At 65.6% G+C, this 16322-nt stretch carries 17 protein-coding genes; 12 read left to right on the top strand and 5 right to left on the bottom strand.

Annotated features, from left to right (window positions below):
- Positions 1 to 272: 272 nt before the first annotated feature.
- The 4 genes from DJ029_RS13345 (at position 273) to DJ029_RS13330 (ending at position 4332) form a co-directional block, all read left to right on the top strand.
- Positions 273 to 674 (top strand): GlcG/HbpS family heme-binding protein, encoded by a 402-nt coding sequence (locus DJ029_RS13345; RefSeq protein ID WP_112322963.1) that lies wholly within the window; start codon positions 273 to 275, stop codon positions 672 to 674.
- A gap of 29 nt (positions 675 to 703) precedes the next feature.
- Complete coding sequence (locus DJ029_RS13340; RefSeq protein WP_112322962.1) at positions 704 to 1726, top strand: NAD(P)-dependent oxidoreductase; 1023 nt, start codon at positions 704 to 706, stop codon at positions 1724 to 1726.
- A 54-nt stretch (positions 1727 to 1780) separates the two neighbouring features.
- Positions 1781 to 3028, top strand: a complete 1248-nt coding sequence (locus tag DJ029_RS13335) for an amidohydrolase family protein (protein ID WP_112322961.1) — start codon at positions 1781 to 1783, stop codon at positions 3026 to 3028.
- 140 nt (positions 3029 to 3168) lie between these two features.
- Complete coding sequence (locus tag DJ029_RS13330) at positions 3169 to 4332, top strand: mandelate racemase/muconate lactonizing enzyme family protein (RefSeq protein ID WP_112322960.1); 1164 nt, start codon at positions 3169 to 3171, stop codon at positions 4330 to 4332.
- Between the two features lie 94 nt (positions 4333 to 4426).
- Here DJ029_RS13330 and DJ029_RS13325 read toward each other — a convergent pair whose 3' ends face one another.
- The 4 genes from DJ029_RS13325 to DJ029_RS13310 are packed head-to-tail and all read right to left on the bottom strand — an operon-like array spanning position 4427 to position 8115.
- Positions 4427 to 4792, bottom strand: a complete 366-nt coding sequence (locus DJ029_RS13325; protein WP_112322959.1) for a hypothetical protein — start codon at positions 4790 to 4792, stop codon at positions 4427 to 4429.
- Positions 4789 to 5649, bottom strand: a complete 861-nt coding sequence (locus tag DJ029_RS13320) for a DODA-type extradiol aromatic ring-opening family dioxygenase (protein ID WP_112322958.1) — start codon at positions 5647 to 5649, stop codon at positions 4789 to 4791. The genes DJ029_RS13325 and DJ029_RS13320 overlap by 4 nt, the downstream gene beginning before the upstream one ends.
- Positions 5650 to 5708: 59 nt before the next feature.
- Positions 5709 to 7220: an amidohydrolase family protein gene (locus tag DJ029_RS13315; RefSeq protein ID WP_112322957.1), complete on the bottom strand. Its 1512-nt coding sequence runs from the start codon at positions 7218 to 7220 to the stop codon at positions 5709 to 5711.
- Between the two features lie 31 nt (positions 7221 to 7251).
- Positions 7252 to 8115, bottom strand: a complete 864-nt coding sequence (locus tag DJ029_RS13310; protein WP_112322956.1) for an IclR family transcriptional regulator domain-containing protein — start codon at positions 8113 to 8115, stop codon at positions 7252 to 7254.
- Positions 8116 to 8277: 162 nt separating this feature from the next.
- Here DJ029_RS13310 and DJ029_RS13305 point away from each other — a divergent pair, with 162 nt between their 5' ends.
- From DJ029_RS13305 to DJ029_RS13270, 8 genes are all read left to right on the top strand, one after another.
- Positions 8278 to 9090, top strand: coding sequence for a citryl-CoA lyase (locus tag DJ029_RS13305; protein ID WP_112322955.1), 813 nt, complete (start codon positions 8278 to 8280; stop codon positions 9088 to 9090).
- A 9-nt stretch (positions 9091 to 9099) separates the two neighbouring features.
- Positions 9100 to 10248 (top strand): CaiB/BaiF CoA transferase family protein, encoded by a 1149-nt coding sequence (locus DJ029_RS13300; protein ID WP_112322954.1) that lies wholly within the window; start codon positions 9100 to 9102, stop codon positions 10246 to 10248.
- Positions 10249 to 10279: 31 nt separating this feature from the next.
- Positions 10280 to 10684 (top strand): YciI family protein, encoded by a 405-nt coding sequence (locus DJ029_RS13295; RefSeq protein WP_232823071.1) that lies wholly within the window; start codon positions 10280 to 10282, stop codon positions 10682 to 10684.
- A gap of 20 nt (positions 10685 to 10704) precedes the next feature.
- A complete protein-coding gene (locus DJ029_RS13290; protein WP_112322952.1) occupies positions 10705 to 11775 on the top strand; it encodes a C4-dicarboxylate TRAP transporter substrate-binding protein in 1071 nt (356 codons plus the stop codon).
- Between the two features lie 12 nt (positions 11776 to 11787).
- Positions 11788 to 12357, top strand: a complete 570-nt coding sequence (locus tag DJ029_RS13285; RefSeq protein ID WP_232823070.1) for a TRAP transporter small permease subunit — start codon at positions 11788 to 11790, stop codon at positions 12355 to 12357.
- Positions 12354 to 13667, top strand: a complete 1314-nt coding sequence (locus DJ029_RS13280; RefSeq protein ID WP_112322951.1) for a TRAP transporter large permease — start codon at positions 12354 to 12356, stop codon at positions 13665 to 13667. Before DJ029_RS13285 ends, DJ029_RS13280 begins: the two co-directional genes overlap by 4 nt.
- Before the next feature lie 19 nt (positions 13668 to 13686).
- Positions 13687 to 14211, top strand: coding sequence for an NADPH-dependent FMN reductase (locus DJ029_RS13275; protein ID WP_112322950.1), 525 nt, complete (start codon positions 13687 to 13689; stop codon positions 14209 to 14211).
- Positions 14212 to 14334: 123 nt separating this feature from the next.
- On the top strand, positions 14335 to 14991 hold the full coding sequence (locus DJ029_RS13270) for a YdcF family protein (protein ID WP_157966377.1): 657 nt from the start codon (positions 14335 to 14337) through the stop codon (positions 14989 to 14991).
- Between the two features lie 43 nt (positions 14992 to 15034).
- On the opposite strand, the gene DJ029_RS13265 is transcribed toward DJ029_RS13270, so the two are convergent.
- Positions 15035 to 15976, bottom strand: coding sequence for a glycosyltransferase family 2 protein (locus tag DJ029_RS13265; RefSeq protein ID WP_198671153.1), 942 nt, complete (start codon positions 15974 to 15976; stop codon positions 15035 to 15037).
- Positions 15977 to 16322: the final 346 nt, after the last annotated feature.

Here is a 16322-nt window from a genome sequence, read left to right as displayed (position 1 = left end):
TGCGATCCGACGGCGAATGTGCACGACTGGTACGTGGGCGTGCGCGGCGGCAAGGTGGAGGTCGTCTGGCCTGTGTCGGCGCGCGGCAAGGCGTATTGATCGGGCGGGCGCCCCCGGTCCGGGTGGCGCCGCCCGGCTTTCCCGTCGGAGCCTCCGGCGGGGATATTTGAGGACTTTGGAAGGGGTTGGATCGCACCCGCGTCCTGGCGGACGGTCCGGTCCGGGTCGATCCAGAAGCTTGACCTGGAAGATGAGGAATCGAGGAGAACGGCATGAAAACCATCACTGTTTTGGATGAAGCCGACGTGGCTGGCATGATCGAGGCGGCGGCGAAGGAGGCCCGGAAGAACGACTGGCGCGTCAGTGTCGCGGTGGTGGACAATGGCGGCCACCTGCTGGGATTCCTGCGCCAGGACGGCGTGCATCCGGCGACGGCGCAGGTCGCCATCGAGAAGGCACGCACAGCCGCGCAGTTCGGCGCCCCGACCGGCGCGCTGGAGGATCGCGTCGGCGGGCGCCCTGCGATGGTGCTGCTGCCCGGTGCGACCTTGTTGCGGGGCGGTTTGCCTGTGCAGCAGGGTGGTGGTGTCGCAGGGGCGATCGGAATTTCCGGGCTCGCGCCGGATCAGGATGAGCAGGTGGCTGCCGCCGCCGTTGCCGCGATTGGTTGTTGAGGGGGCCGCGGCCTGAGGGGGAGCATGAAATGTCGGAACTCACTGTCCTGATCGTCACCAACCGCGCGCCGCGCCACCAGGAGATCCTGAAGAGCGCCGCGCCCGAGGGGTTGGCGATCACCACGCTGGAAGCGCCGTCGCGCGAGGAGATCCTGGCGCATCTGCCCAGTGCGGACGTCCTGATCAGCGAACGCAGCGGCAAGGTCGATGCGGAGATGATCGCCGCGGGCAAGCGCCTGAAGCTGATCCAGCGGCTGGGGCGGATGGTGTATGACATCGACCTTGACGCAGCGCGCGCTGCGGGGGTGCCGGTCTGCCGCTTTCCGCTGCGGGGCTGTTCGATGGTGGCTGAACATGCCTTGATGCAGATCCTCAACCTTATCAAGACGTTCCGGGAGTCTTCTGCGATCCTGCACGAGGATTGTGACTGGGGCCAGGAGCCGCGAAAATGCGACGAGAACTACTTCGCCTACAACTGGACTGACCGGCGCGGCATCGGCTCGCTCGCCGGGTCGACGGTGGGGATCCTCGGCTTTGGCGAGATCGGGATCGAACTGGCGCATCGGCTGCGCGCCTGCGATAGCGAGGTGCTCTACAACAAGCGCACGCCGTTGCCTGCCTCCGTCGAGGAGGAGTTCAACGTGGCCTTCAGCGACCTCGAGACGATCAAGGCGCGCGCGGACGTCCTGGTCAGCCTGCTGCCGCACGGGCCGGGTATGGGTGAGTGCATCGACAGCGCCTTCATCGCAGGCATGAAAGAGGGCGCGTACCTGGTTTCCACCGGCGCGAGCACGATCCTCAACGAGGCTGACGTCGCGCGCGCCTACGCGCAGGGGCGGCTGGCCGGTGTGGCCACCGATGGCTGGACCTGGGAGCCAGTGCCGCGAGACAACCCGTTACTGCGCCTGGCGCGGGATCCGATGGCCAATGTCGTGCTGACGCCCCATGTGGCCGGCGGTGTACGCTCGAACGACCAGGCGATGCGCCGGTTGGAGTGGGAGAACCTGCGCCGCCTGATGGCGGGTGAGCCGCTGGTCAACCGTGTTGCCTGACGGGCGCGGCGGTGCTGCCGGGCCTGAAACGTCACTCTCGAAAGGTTCCGTCGAATGGCACAGACACCCCATCGCCTGCTGAAGAACGGCCGCGTCGCCCTGTCCGCGCATGAGGCCGTCCCGGCCGATATCCTGATCTCGCGGGCGGGAACGATCCTGGCGGTCGAGGCGGGTCTTTCCGCCATTGACTGCGCGGTGGTCGACCTTGGCGGGCGGCTTGTCACGCCGGGGTTCATCGACATGCACCAGCACCTCGACAAGAGCTTCACCATCGCGGATGCGCCCAACCCGGACGGGACGCTTCTGGGCGCGATCAAGGCCTTCGCCGCCTATTCCCGGGGGCTGACGACCGAAGATATCCTGGCGCGGGCGCAGAGCACGCTGGACGCCTGCATCGCGCATGGCACTGTGGCGATCCGGACCCACGCGAATGTCGATCACGATTTGCAGCAGCGCAGCGCCGAGGCGATGGTCGAACTGCGCGCGCGCAACGCGGATCGGATTCGGCTCGATGTGGTGGCCTTCATGACCTCCAGCGCGGCCAAGGGCGATATCGACGCGGCGCGCGCCCTGCTGGAACAGGCGCTGGCGGGCGGTGCGGACACCATCGGGGGGACGCCGAACCTGGCGCCCGACCCGGCGGCGTATATCTCCATGTTGCTGGACATGGCGGAACGGCATGACCGGCGGGTGGACCTGCACATCGACGAGTCCCTGGACCCCGAGGCGCGCTGGTTCGACTACCTCGTGGCGCAGACGGAGCAGCGCGGCCTGCAAGGGCGGGTGGTGGCGAGCCATGTTTCCTCGCTCTCGGCGGTTTCCGACGACGATGCGCGCCGCTCGATCGATGCGGCTGCGGCGGCGGGGGTCGGGATCTGCACGCTTCCGGCGGCCAACCTGTTCCTGCAGGGGCGCGCGCAGCGGCAACTGGTGCCGCGCGGGCTGACCCGGGTGGCCGAGATGATCGAGGCGGGGCTGACCGTGGCCACGGCGTCCGACAATATCCAGGATGCCTTCGTGCCGGTGGGTAGCGGCGACATGCTGGAGATGGCGCGTTGGACGGCACTGGCCGCCCACCTGCTGCGCGACCCCATGGACACCGTCTATCGCATGATCGGCCCGGCGCCGGCGGCGCTGATGGGGCTTGAGGGGACGGGCGCGATTGCCGTGGGGCAGGAGGCGAGCTTCGTCATTTCCACGGCAAGGGACCCGGCGGCGCTGATCGCCAGCGGGGCGATGTGCCTTGACGTGATGTATCGCGGAAATTTCGTGGCCGGCGCCCTGGCGGGCGATCCGGCCTGAGCGGCGGCGGCGCGCGGCGAGGGAAAACCAGTTGCTGCGTTGCCGACAGGACAGTCCTATGGTGATGGTTCCGGCAGTGGCAAGCCCGTGCCGGACCTGCCAGCCTGCGGCGTATTCAACTGCCAACGAAAGGACGTGCCATGCGCATTCTGGAAATCCGCGAGATCACCAAGCCGATATCCTCGCCGATCCGAAATGCCTACATCGATTTCAGCAAGATGACGGCAAGCCTTGTCGCGGTTGTGACCGACGTCATGCGCGACGGCAAACGGGTCGTCGGCTACGGGTTCAATTCGAACGGCCGCTACGGCCAGGGCGGTCTGATCCGCGAGCGGTTCCGGGATCGCATCCTGCAAGCGGACCCGGTGTCCTTGCTGAACGACGATGCCACGAACCTCGACGGTAACAAGATCTGGGCCGCGATGATGCAGAACGAGAAACCCGGCGGACACGGGGAACGCTCGGTCGCTGTCGGCACCATCGACATGGCGGTCTGGGATGCCATCGCCAAGATCGCGGGGCAGCCGCTGTTCAGGTTGCTGGCCGAAACGAAGGGGGTGAAGGCGAACCCCCGTGTCTTCGTCTACGCGGCGGGGGGGTACTACTATCCCGGCAAGGATGACGGGGCGCTGCGCAAGGAAATGCGCAGCTACGTGGATCGCGGCTATACCGTCGTGAAGATGAAGATCGGCGGCGCCTCGCTGGACGAGGATCAGCGCCGGATCGAAGCGGTCCTGCAGGAAATCGGCAGCGAGGCGCAGCTCGCCGTCGATGCCAACGGACGGTTCGACCTTGAGACGGCGATCGCCTACGCCAAGATGCTGCGGGCCTATCCGCTGTTCTGGTACGAGGAAATCGGCGACCCGCTGGACTACCAGCTTCAGGCGGCGATGGCGGAGTTCTATCCCGGGCCCATGGCGACGGGGGAGAACCTGTTCTCGCACCAGGATGCCCGCAACCTGATCCGCTATGGTGGGATGCGCCCGGATCGCGACTGGCTGCAGTTCGATTGCGCTTTGTCCTATGGACTCGTCGAATACCTTCGCACGCTGGACGTTCTTGAGCAGCATGGGTGGTCGCCCGCGCGCTGCATTCCCCATGGGGGGCACCAGATGTCGCTCAACATCGCGGCGGGCCTGGGGCTGGGTGGCAACGAAAGCTACCCGGACCTGTTCCAGCCCTATGGGGGCTTTCCGGACGGGGTAGCGGTAGAAGACGGCCACATCGTCATGCCCGAGCTGCCCGGCATCGGGTTCGAGGGCAAGTCCGACCTGATCCGCGTGATGCGCGACCTGGCCGAATGAGGCGTGCGGCCGCGCGAAGGGCTACCTCTCATCTGGGGCGGCCCCACGCGCGGGCCTTACGCTGATCGGCGGGGGCCGCGCCGAAGGCCCCCGGTCACGTCGCGACGGAGGGATACTCCTTGCCCGCCCAGTGCTGCAACTTGGCGGCGAATTCCTTCTGAAAGGCGAGGGGCCCGTGCTTTTCCATGTAGGGCGCGTCATAGATCCCGATGAAGATCGTCAGGTTCAGGAAGAAATGCGCCCCCATCTCGAACAGGGCGACGTAGTCGTGGTTGATCAGCGCCTCGCGCTCCGCCTCGGTGAAGCTGTGGACGGTGGACATTTCCGCGTCGTTCAGCCGGGGGCCGATGGATTGCTCCCAGGTCGCGACGAAGTTGCGCGGGTCCTCGGTGTAACGCTTCAGGTATTCGGGATCGCGGTCCACCGTGAAGAGGAACTTGTTGACGTAGTACTTGCTCATGCGGCGTCCTCCTTGGCGTACCAGGTGAAATAGGCCTCCATCGTGTGGAACAGGTCGAGGTTGTCGACGTAGTCCGCGGCTTCCGGCCCGGCCACGCCCAGCATCAGGATGAAGTTCAGGAAGCCGTGTGTGGCGTTGCCGCTTTTTGCCATGCTCTCGTGATCGACATTGGCGAGGATCGCCTCGATATCGCCGCTGCGCAGCCACTCGATGGCCTGGCGGTCGAACTCCGGGTCTGGCCCGGTTTCCATGAACTGGCGCGGCCCGCCCAGTTCCAGCGACAGGTGGCCGGTGCCGATGGCGGCGATGCGCTTGTCCGAGGGATAGGCGTCGATCGCTTTGCGGATCGCGCGGCCCAGGTTGTAGAACCGCCGGGGCGAGGGCAGGGGCGGTGCGAAGATATTGGTATAGATCGGCACCACCGGCAGGTCGGCGTCGGGCCGCACGGTGATGATCGGGCAGATGATCGAATGATCGATCTTCAGCTCGTTCGAGAAGGCGAAATCGAAATCCTGGTCCATCAGGTGCTGGTGCATGAAGCCCGACATCGCCTCGTCGCCTTCCAGAACGTATTTCGGAATGCCGAACTCGCGCTCTTCGTTGTAGAAGGTCGCGTCATAGCGCGGCGCCTTGCCGATCAGGAACTGCGGGCAGTTGTCCAGGAAGATCTGGTGGAAATGGTCGGAGCCGATCATCACCAGGATATCGGGTTTGGTGCGTGTCAGCGTCTCGCGGTACGCCTCGATCTTGCGTTTCCACTCGGGTGCCTGGGGCATCTGCTGCTCGCGCGGCATCGTCGTGGCCTTGAGGTAGAACGGATGGTGGGTCGAGGCTAGGGTGGCAACTAACTGGGCCAAGGTCTCACTCCTTCTTGTTGGGGGCGGCCCCGGCGGGGCGGGGCCGTCGGTATCGGTGCCTAGGCGAAGAGGTCGCGCTCGATGTTCGCGGCGTCGAACAGGTAGTCGCGGCTTGCCTCCAGCTCGCTGCGCAGGCGCTCGATGTCGAAGCCGAGCATCTGGCCCTTCCATTTCTTCACCTGTCCGGCGACCATGACCGTATCGACGTTGCTGCGCTCCATCAGCGTCACGACGGCGCCGGGAACGTTGTTCAGCGGGGCGACGTTGATCGCCTCTGCATCCAGCAGGATGATGTCTGCCTCCTTGCCGGGGGTCAGGGAGCCGATCTTGCGCTCCAGCTTCAGCCCCTCGGCCCCGCCCATGGTGGCGTGGCGGATCGCTTCGATGCTGCGCATCAGCTCGGGATAGTCCTGGCCCGCAAGCGCCTTTTCGTTGGCGAACATGCGCTGCAGGGTCATCATGGCGCGCATCTGGGTGAAGAAATCCGCCGTCATCGTGCATTCCACGTCCGTGGACAGCGAGGTCGAGATGCCCATGTCCAGCGCCTTCTGGATCGGCGGGGTGCCGTGGCGCATCTGCATTTCGATCGGGACCGAAAGCGAAAGGTGCGCGCCCGCGTCACGGGCGTATTTCCAGCCATCCTCGGACATGCCGGTCATGTGGATGAAGATGTTGTCCTCGCCGAACGCGCCCGCCGCACCCAGTTCGTCGAAGGTGGGCTGCATGCCGAACGTGCCCACCACGTGCAGCGCGATGGGCAGGCCCAGGTCGCGCCCGGTCTTCCAGGCGTCCTCATGGCCGGGCAGGTAGATCTCGCCCCCCATGACCATGGTGGTCAGCTGGTCGTCGGACGAGAAGTACTGCGCCTTGATGCGCGCGGCGTCGGTTGGGTATTTCGCCCGCTCTCCCCAGCCTTCGAAATAGCCGAAGACCCCGCGCCGCCCGGCGTCGCGCAGCCCTTCGATGGCGGCGTCGGAATGCTCGGGCGAGTGGTGGATCTGGCTGACGTCCATGACCGTGGTGACACCCGCGTCAAGCTGGGCGATCCCGCCGAACAGCTCGTTGATGTAGACGTCCTCGGGGCGGTACACCATCGAGAAGCCCTGCAGGATCGTCTCGTAGTAGTTCGAGGCATTGGCCGGCCGGCCATCGTTGATCAGGATGCCATCGGCAAGCTGGCTGCGCAGTGCGGTTTCGAACTGGTGGTGATGGGTGTCCACGAAGCCCGGCATCACGATCTTGCCCTTCGCGTCGATCACGGCGGCATCGGGCGCGTCCAGGCTGGCCCCGACAGCGACGATCCGCTTGCCGTCGATCAGCACGTCGCCGGTGGCGAAATTCCCCACGGCATCGTCCATGGACAGGACCGCGCCGCCCTTGATCAGCACCCGCCGCCCGTCGGTGCCCAGCCCCTCGGGAAGCGAGGCGGCGGCTGCGTCCTGCGCGTGGGCGGTGCCGGCTAGGGTCAGCCCCATGGTGCCCGCCGTTCCCGCGACGGTCCCGGCTTTCAGGAAATCCCGACGGGTCGGGCAGGGCTGCTGCGGCTTCCTGGGATCGCAAAGTCTACACATGTCTGGGTTTTCCTCCTGGGGTTGTCGTTGGTTACTGGCCGATGACCGAGGCCAGCGCGGGGTAACGGGTCAGTGCCTGTGCGATGCTCGACGCGGTGATCCGCATTTCGGGCAGGCGTTCGCGGACCAGGTAGTCCGCGTCGATCATGCCGCTGTAACCCGAGGTGTTCAGCGCGGCGATCGTGCGCCCCTCGACCGACAGGATCGGCACGGCGAGCGCGGTGATCCCGTAATCCAGCTGATCGACGGTGGTGGAGTAATGCGCGTCCCGCACCGCATCGATCTCCGCCCTGAGGGCGTCGGGATCGGTGATGGTCTTGGACGTCAGCGGCTCCATCACGAGCTGGTCGAAGTACTTGTCCAACTGGGCCGGGGACAGCCCCGCCAGCAGCACCCGCCCGAGCGAGGTGGCGTAGGCGGGGTATCTTGCGCCCACGGTCGCGGCGGCGCGGCGCGCGCGCTGGACGGAGTTGTGCGCGATGTAGATGACGTCGGTCCCGTCCAGCGTACCGACAGAGGACGCGTCGCCGAATTTCGCGACGAGATCCCGCAGGTAGGGTTGCAGCACCTCATCGATGCGCGCCGAGAAATAGAAGGTCGAGCCCAGCGTCATGATCTTGGGCCGCAGGTGGAAGCGCTTGTTGTTCTGGCCGATGTAGCCCAGCGTCGTCAGCGTGATCAGGCTGCGCCGCGCGGCGGCGGGGCTGAGCCCGACCTTGCGGGCGATTTCGCTGAGGGTCATTTCCGGGCTGGCCGCGTCGAAACATTCAAGGATGGCAATTCCCTTGGCCAATGCCTCGACGAATTCCGCGGGCCGCGCCGGGGTGTCCGTGGCGGCGGGCGCGGAGGGCTTTTCGGCCCGGTCCCGGCCATCTGTCGGATCACGCTCAAGCATGTGGAACCCGTGCTGTTTCTTGCGCCATTCGCGCCTCCTTATGCGGTGTCTTGCTGCGGGCCGAAGGAACGGCGTCGCAGATTGGAGCTTGACGAAAGCATAATTCGCGTCAATTCTTTCGGCAAGAGAAATAGTTTTCGGTAGGCGAAAAAAGGATGCGATATGCGAATTGGCAAGCAGGATCAGGCCTATACTGCGATTGCGACGTCGGATGCTGATTCCATCACCGTGCGCGGCCACGATTTGTGCGGCGACCTGATCGGCCAGATCGACTTCAGCGACTATTTCTGGCTGCTGGTCATCGGTGAGCGTCCCTCGGCGGCGCAGCGTAAGATGCTGGACGCCTGCCTTGTCTCCATCGCGGAACACGGGCTGGTGCCCAGCGTGCAGGCCGCCCGGATGACGCTGGCCGCCGGCCCCGAGGCTTGGCAGGGCGCGATGGCGGCAGGCCTGCTCGGCATGGGATCGGTGGTGGCGGGAAGCACGGAAGTGTCCGGGCGTTACCTGGCCGATGTCATCGCCCGCGCCGAAACCGACGGGACCGACCTGGAAGCGGCGGCGATCGAAAGCCTCAAGGAGCTGAAGGCGCAGCGCAAGAAGGTGCCCGGCCTCGGCCATCCGCAGCACAGTGGGGGCGATCCGCGCGCCGACAAGCTGATGGCAATCGCTGACGAACTCGGCATCGCCGGTCGCTACATGGAGACGTTGCGCCTGCTGGGCAAACACGCCCCCGGGATCATCGAGCGCCCGCTGCCGATCAATGTCTCGGGCGCGATACCGGCGACGATCCTGGACGCGGGCTGGCCGCTGGAGGCGCTCAAGGCGATTCCGCTGCTGGCGCGCACCGCGGGACTGGCGGCGCATCTCTACGAGGAATCGCTGCGCTCCATCGGGTTCATCCTGTCGCACAAGGCAGACCAGGCGATCACATATGACGGCGCGCCCTCGGGCCGTGCCGGGCAGCAGACAGCATAGGGCAGGGGCATGGTCAAGATTCTCAAGGATATCCGCGTCATCGAACTGGGCACCTACATCACTGGTCCGGCGGCGGGCATGCACCTGGCCGACCTCGGCGGGGATGTGATCAAGGTCGAGCGTCCCGGCACGGGCGATCCGTTCCGCGCGTTCAAGGGCGGGCTCTATTCCCCGCATTACCAAACCTACAACCGCAACAAGCGCTCCATCGCGCTGGACACGAAAAACCCCGAGGACCTGGCGGTGCTGCACGACCTTGTCGCGAGCGCCGACGTGTTTATCCAGAACTTCCGCCCCGGCGTGGCCGAGAAGCTGGGCGCGGGCGAGGATGACCTGCGCAAGATCAACCCCTCGCTGATCTATTGCGCGATCTCGGGCTTCGGCAAATCAGGCCCGTACCGGGACCGCCCCGCCTATGATACCGTGGCGCAGGCCGCCAGCGGTTACCTGCGCCTGCTGACCCCGCCGACCAATCCGCGCGTGATCGGCCCGGCAATAGCGGATGCGGTCACCGGCCAGTATGCCGCCATGGGGATCATGGCCGCGCTTCTGGAACGGGCGGGCACCGGCAAGGGGCGGCGGCTCGACATCTCGATGCTGGAGGCGATGGCGCATTTCAACCTCGACAGCTTTACCCACTACTACTCCGTGGGTGAGGTGATGGGCCCGCTTTCGCGCCCCGTGGTTTCGCAGAGCTACACTTTCGAATGCAGCGACGGCAAATGGGTGGCGATCCACATGTCTTCGCCCACGAAGTTCTGGGAAGGGATGCTTGCGGCCACCGGGATGGAGGCGCTGAACGACGATCCGCGCTTTGCCGAACGCATGGAGCGGATCAAGCACCAGGACGACCTGATCGAGATCTTCACCCCGATCTTCAAGTCCGAAACCCGCGATACCTGGTGCGACCGGCTGGCCGCCGCCGAGGTGCCCCACTCGGCCGCCTACGATTCCGATGAGGCGCTGGACGATCCGCAGGCGCGCCATCTGCGCATAGCGGTCAGCGCCGAACATGCCGAGATGGGCACCTTCACCACCGTGCGCCCGCCCTACAGCTTCGACGATGAGCCGGAACTCGACGTGCTACCTCCGCCGACACTGGACGAGCACGGCGAAGCCATCCGCGCCGAGCTGCGCAAGACGCGCAAGGCCGGCTGAGCCCCGCGCATCACCTGAGGGAGGAACGAGAGTGAGCGACAACGACAACCCGGTATCGATCCCCGCCGCCGCGGTAAAAGAGGCTAGCAGCGCGATGTTGCAACTGCAACTCTACGCGATCTTCACGACTCCGACCCACGGGATCGGCGCGGTTCTCGCCAACCTGGAAGACCACCTGGCCTTCCAGGTGCAGCTGGAAAGGGACGGCATCATGTATGCCGCGGGCCCGCTCTGGACGGACGACGAACAGGCCTGGGAAGGCGAGGGCATCGTCGTGGTGCGCGCCGGCTCACGCGCCGAGGCGGTGGCCATCGCAGAGCGGGACCCCATGCACAAGGCCGGCGCGCGCAGCTTCACGGTTCGACCCTGGATGATCAACGAGGGGTCGCTGACCGTCCGCCTCGATTACTCGACACAAACGTTCACGATCAACTGAACATCAAGGGAGGAATGACAATGAAAATGATACTCGGAACCCTGACGGCGGCCATCGCATTTCCCGCGGCGGTCTGCGCACAGGAAACCATCAGCCTGACGGTGGCATCGAGCCACCCGACGGTGGTGCCGTGGGTGGGCATGATCCAGACCCATTTCATGGCGCGCACCGATGAGATCCTGGCCGAGAGCGGCGACTACAAGATCGAATGGAACGAGGCTTTCGGCGGCACGCTCTACAAGGCCAACGCCACGTTGAGTTCGGTCGAGGAAGGCATCACCGATGTCGGTTGGGTCTTCTCCTTCCTGGAGCCGGCGCAACTGCCGCTGAGCCAGGTGTCCACCAACACGCCCTTCGCCACCGCGAACCCGCCGGTCCTGCTGGACGTGATGGAACAGCTGCTGGAAAGCAACGACGCCTTCCGCGCCGAATGGGAGGATCACAACCTCAAGGTGCTGGGGCTGACCGCCACCGACCTCTACGACATCTACACCAAGGAGCCGCTGACCGGCATCGCCGATATCGACGGCATGAAGCTGTCGGCCCCCGGCGTGCTGGGCAACTGGCTGCGCGGCACCGGGGCGAATGCGGTTGATGGGGCGCTGACCACCTTCTACACCGATGTGCAGACGGGGGTGTCCGACGGCGCGCTGACGCTCGCCCTCGGCGCGATGCCGATCAAGCTTTACGAGGTGGCCCCCTATATCAACCGCTTCGACGCGGGCGCCGCGTTTTCAGGCGCCATCGCGATCAACGCCGACACCTGGGACACGCTGCCCGAGGAGGTCCAGGCCGCGATGATCGCGGCCGGCAAATACTACACCGAGTCCCACGGCCAGGACATGGTCGACCGGCATGAGCTGATGCTGAACCTGATGGTGCAGAACGGCGCCGAGCAGGACCCGCCGGTGACCATCGTGCCGATGCCCGCGTCCGAGCGCCAGGCCTGGGTCGACATGCTTCCCGACCTGGCCGGCGAGTGGGCGGCCTCCGTCGATGCCCTGGGCGCGCCGGGCACGGAATTCCTTGGCGAGTACATGCAAGCCCTGCGCGATGCCGGCGAAACGCCCGCGCGCGACTGGGACAAGTAACGCGCCGGTCCCGTGAAACCCGAAACCAACACACCCGATGCCCGCGCGCCGCGCGGGCATCCACGCCGGGGGCCCGGCCGCGTCTGGGCGCTGGTGGTCGAAAGCCTCGCCGTTGTCGGCACGCTGATGATCGGCGCGCTGATGGTGATCATCTGCGCGGACATCGTGTTCCGGAACCTGCTGGGCGCGTCCCTGCCGCTGGTCTCGGAACTGGGGGCGCTGGTCCTCGTGATGATCGTCTACCTGCAACTGGCCACCACGATCCGCGCCGACCGGCTGGCGCGCACCGACATCTTCCTGCCGCTGATCAGGCAAGGGTATCCGCGCCTTGGCGCGGGGATCGCCGCGCTCTTCGACCTGGTCGGGGCGGTCATGCTCGGGCTGATCGCCTGGTCCTCGATCCGCATCCTGGAGAAGGACTTCAGCTCAGGCGAGTTCATCGGCGTCACCGGAATCGCCACCCTGCCGACGTGGCCGTTCCGCGTGCTGATCCTCCTAGGGGTCGCGGTGGCGGCCGTCGAATGCATCCTGCGCGCGCTCGAGAACCTGCGAAACCCCAAGACGGGAGTTGACCCCCAATGAGCCCTGTCGAGATCGGCACCTACGGCATCATCGCCCTGATCCTGCTCATCTATATCGGGATGCCGATCGGGGTGGGCATGCTGCTCGTCTCGTTCACCGGGGTTGCGATGATCCGCAGCGAGGGGGTGGCGACCCGCATGATCGGCGCCGTGGCCAACGATTCCTTGCGCGAATACCTTTTCGCGGTCGTGCCGCTGTTCGTCCTGATGGGGCTGCTCGTGACCGTCTCGGGGGTGGGCAAGGATACCTTCGATGTCTTCGAGCGTCTGTTGAAACGGGTGACCGCGGGGCTTGGCATCGCCACGGTCTTTGCGAATGCGGTCTTTGCCTCGATCACCGGTATTTCCATCGCGTCGGCCACCGTCTTCAGCCGCGTCGCCGTGCCCGAGATGACGCGCCATGGCTACAGGAAGCAATTCGCCGCGGGCGTTGTGGCGGGATCCTCGGTCCTTGGCATGATGATCCCGCCGTCGCTTCTGATGATCGTCTACGCCGTGCTGGCCGAGGAATCGGTGGGCCGCATGTTCCTGGCCGGGATCGGCCCGGGGCTGGTGCTGGCGCTGATGTTCTCGGCCACGATCATCCTGCTGGCCAGGACCCGGCGCGGCTTCGTCTTCGACGAGGCGGGCGATACCGCCACTTACGAGCACATCTCGCTCGGGGCGGTCCTGCACAAGTCCATCCCGATCCTTTCGCTGATGACGCTGGTGCTGGGCGGGCTCTACGGTGGGTTCTTCAATCCGACCGAGGCGGGCGCGGCGGGGGCCTTCGGCGCGCTGGTGATCGCGCTGCTGCGCAAGTCGCTTGGCAGCGGTGTGCTGTGGCGGCTGCTGGTGGAGACCGGGCAGATCACCGTGTCGGTGCTGATCCTGATCATGGCGGCGACGTTCTTCAGCCGGATGCTCGCACTTTCAGGGGTGCCGCGCGAACTGGCGGAATTCTTCCTGTCCGGCCCCGTCGGCCCCATGGGCTTCCTCGTGTTGTACCTGCTGATCATCATCGCGCTGGGCTGCCTGATCGACTCGATCTCGATCATGCTGATCATGCTGCCCATCGCCTTGCCCGTGGCCGAGGCCGCCGGGTTCGACCTGATCTGGTTCGGCGTGCTGACCGTCGTGTCGGTCGAGATCGGCCTGCTGACCCCGCCCTTCGGGCTGTCGGTCTATACGATCAAGTCCGCGATGGACGACCCCGATCTGCGGGTGGGGGACATCTTCGTCGGGGCCCTTCCTTTCGTCGTCGCCATGCTGGTGACCCTGGCGCTGATCATCGCCGTCCCTTCCATCGCGACGTGGCTGCCGCGTCTGTGAACCGAGCAAGAGAACTCCCATGACCAAACTGTTATTTGTTCCCGGCAGCCTGCGGCGCGCGTCCTCCTCGCGCGCGGCCGCCCGGGCCCTGGCCGACCGCCTGAGCGCTCGCGCGGAATGCGCTTTCGGCGATATCGGGGGATTGCCCCACTACAATGCCGACCTGGAAAACGACGCGGCGGTCCGCGACTGGATCGCACAGGTCGCGGCGGCGGACGGGCTGGTCTTCGTGACGCCGGAATACAACTACAGCATCCCCGGCGTGTTGAAGAACGCCATCGACTGGGCGTCGCGGCCCGCCTACCAGTCGGTTTTCAAGGGCAAGAAGTGCTTTGTCATAACAACCTCGGGCGGGGCGCTGGGCGGCGTCAGGGCGCAGGCGGATCTGAAATACGTTCTGAACGGCATGCTGGCGGAGGTCTTCACCTGCAAGGAAGTGGTGATCCCGATGGCCAACGCGAAGGTGGAGGACGGCGTTTTCACGGACGAAGCGATCCTCGACTTCGCATCCGAAAACCTGGGGGCCTTCCTGGATAGCCTGTAAAGGCGGTGCCTGGCCCGCGCCGTCCCCCAGCGGCGCTGGCAACCCACCGTTGCCAGAGATTTTCCCATCTGTGCATAGTACGCCAAGAGGATGCCGCCTTCTCGGCAAGCCAAGGATCGTACATTGCCCTTTCTGCGCAAATGCCTGTCCATCGTCCGTTTCCTGCTGGTGGCTGGTATCGTGGTCTATGTCCTGCTGGTGGCGGGGCTTCGGATCTACGTGGAAACCTACCGTCAGGAACCGATCCGCCGCCCCGTCGCCGCCCTTGTCGTGCTGTCCGCCGGGCCGCTGGACGAGCAGCGGATCTATCGCACCGCGATCCGCACCGAGTTTGCCGCCCAGTTCCACGAAGAGCTGCTGCAGGAGGGCGACGTGCCGAAGTTCGTGACCACCGGGTGCTGTGACTCCCGTGGGCCGGCCATGGCGGGCATGGCTGAGGAGCTTGGCGTCAGTCCCGAGCATATCATCGTCGAGCGGCGCTCCTATTCGACCTTGCAGAACGCGCTTTTCGCCGCCGACCTGCTGGGGAATCTGAAGGACTCGCATATCGTCGTCATCACCGATCGCTTCCACATTCCCCGCGCCCGGGCCAGCTTTCACTGGGCGGGCGTCGGGGATGTCGTCCTGCTCGCCGCCGACGGAGAGGATGAGCCGGTCGATTGGGACAACCTGTTCTTCGAGGCGATGAAGTGGCCGCCGAACCTGATCCGGGCCGCCGCACATTCCACCCTGTCCGCACTGGGGTGGGAGCGGGACCAGCTGGACCGCATGTTGAAGTGACGACCCGCCCGGCGCGACAGCATCGGGCGGATCAGGGCAACGCTCAATCCAGCTCGAGGATCCTACCGGGGTCGAGCCTGCCGCGCATCAGGTCCCAGATCGCGAGCAGGTTGCCGCGCAGCCGCCCGCGCCGGTCGCTCCAGGGTTCGGGCGCAAGGGATCGCAGCAGGTTGGCGGAAAGGTTGCGCCGGACCATGATCCGCACAGTCCTGTTGCTGATGACCCCGCCGCGCCGCAGGTATATCGGGTTGGCGATCTGCGAATAGCCGAGCTTTATGCCGCGCTGCCGCCCGCTTTTGATGCCCATGTGCACGCCGCGCAGCCGGTTCGATTTCACCACCCGCCCGTGGGCCAGGATCCGGCGGCTGAAATCGACGTCCTCCAACCAGCCGTAGAGGGGCAGCTTCTCGTCAAAGCGGAGGCCGTTCTCGACAGCGGTGGCGACGCGAAAGACCATGTTGCAGCCGTAGCCGCTGTAGGCGGTCGATAGCTGCTCGGCGGGTGGTGGGGGCAGGGTCGCGATCATCGCCTCGGCATCCTCGAAGGAAATACCGGGGCCGCGGATCCCGTCGGCTTCCAGCAGGCCGGTCGCCATGACCACGTCGGGGTGGGCGGCGAACAGCGCCGCCACCTCTTCCAGGTAGTGGTCGTCGAGGAGGAAATCATCGTCGAGGAAAAGCAGCAGGTCGCCCCGCTCCGCCATGTCGAGGATCGCGTTGCGCTGCCGTGTCAGCCCTTTTTCGCTGAGCACCACCTCGACCGGGATGCGCCCGTCAACGCGGCTGGCGTCGAAATCAGCCGCGTTGGGCACGCTGACGACGATGCGCTCCGGCCTTCGGGTCTGGCGTGCCAGGCGCGCGACCGTGCGCGCGGCGATGTCCGGGCGCCCGGTGGTGGCGATGCCGACAAGGACGCGCCCCGGTATGGCGGCGGTCGGCGCGGCGTGCCCCGTTTCCATGTCGGTATCCGTTGGCGTCGCTTTCATGATCCAGGTCCAGCCTATTCACAGCCGCAGTAACGAGATCCCAAAACCCTCGGCCTGGCATCCTATTGCTTGGATCTCGCGATGTGAACAGATTCGGAATATTCCAAGTGACGAACCGTCGTTTTGAAATATGCGTTTGTTGATATGTATTCGCGGCATGAATTCAAATTGAAATTTGAGATATTCCGCACCATCATCAGAAATGCGCAGTCGACTGGCGAGTCGCGTGCCGGATAGAGTTTCGCGACGCAGAAATGGGCCACGGGTGTTTGTAATCGGCCGGTGTCGATCCGGCCAGGAGAGCGTATGTTTGATCTTCCGGAAGTCGGGCCGCAACGTCACAGCT

This window comes from Oceanibium sediminis (assembly GCF_003265325.1).
Taxonomy (GTDB): Bacteria; Pseudomonadota; Alphaproteobacteria; order Rhodobacterales; family Rhodobacteraceae; genus Halovulum; species Halovulum sediminis.
This window is presented reverse-complemented; position numbering and strand designations above follow the sequence as displayed.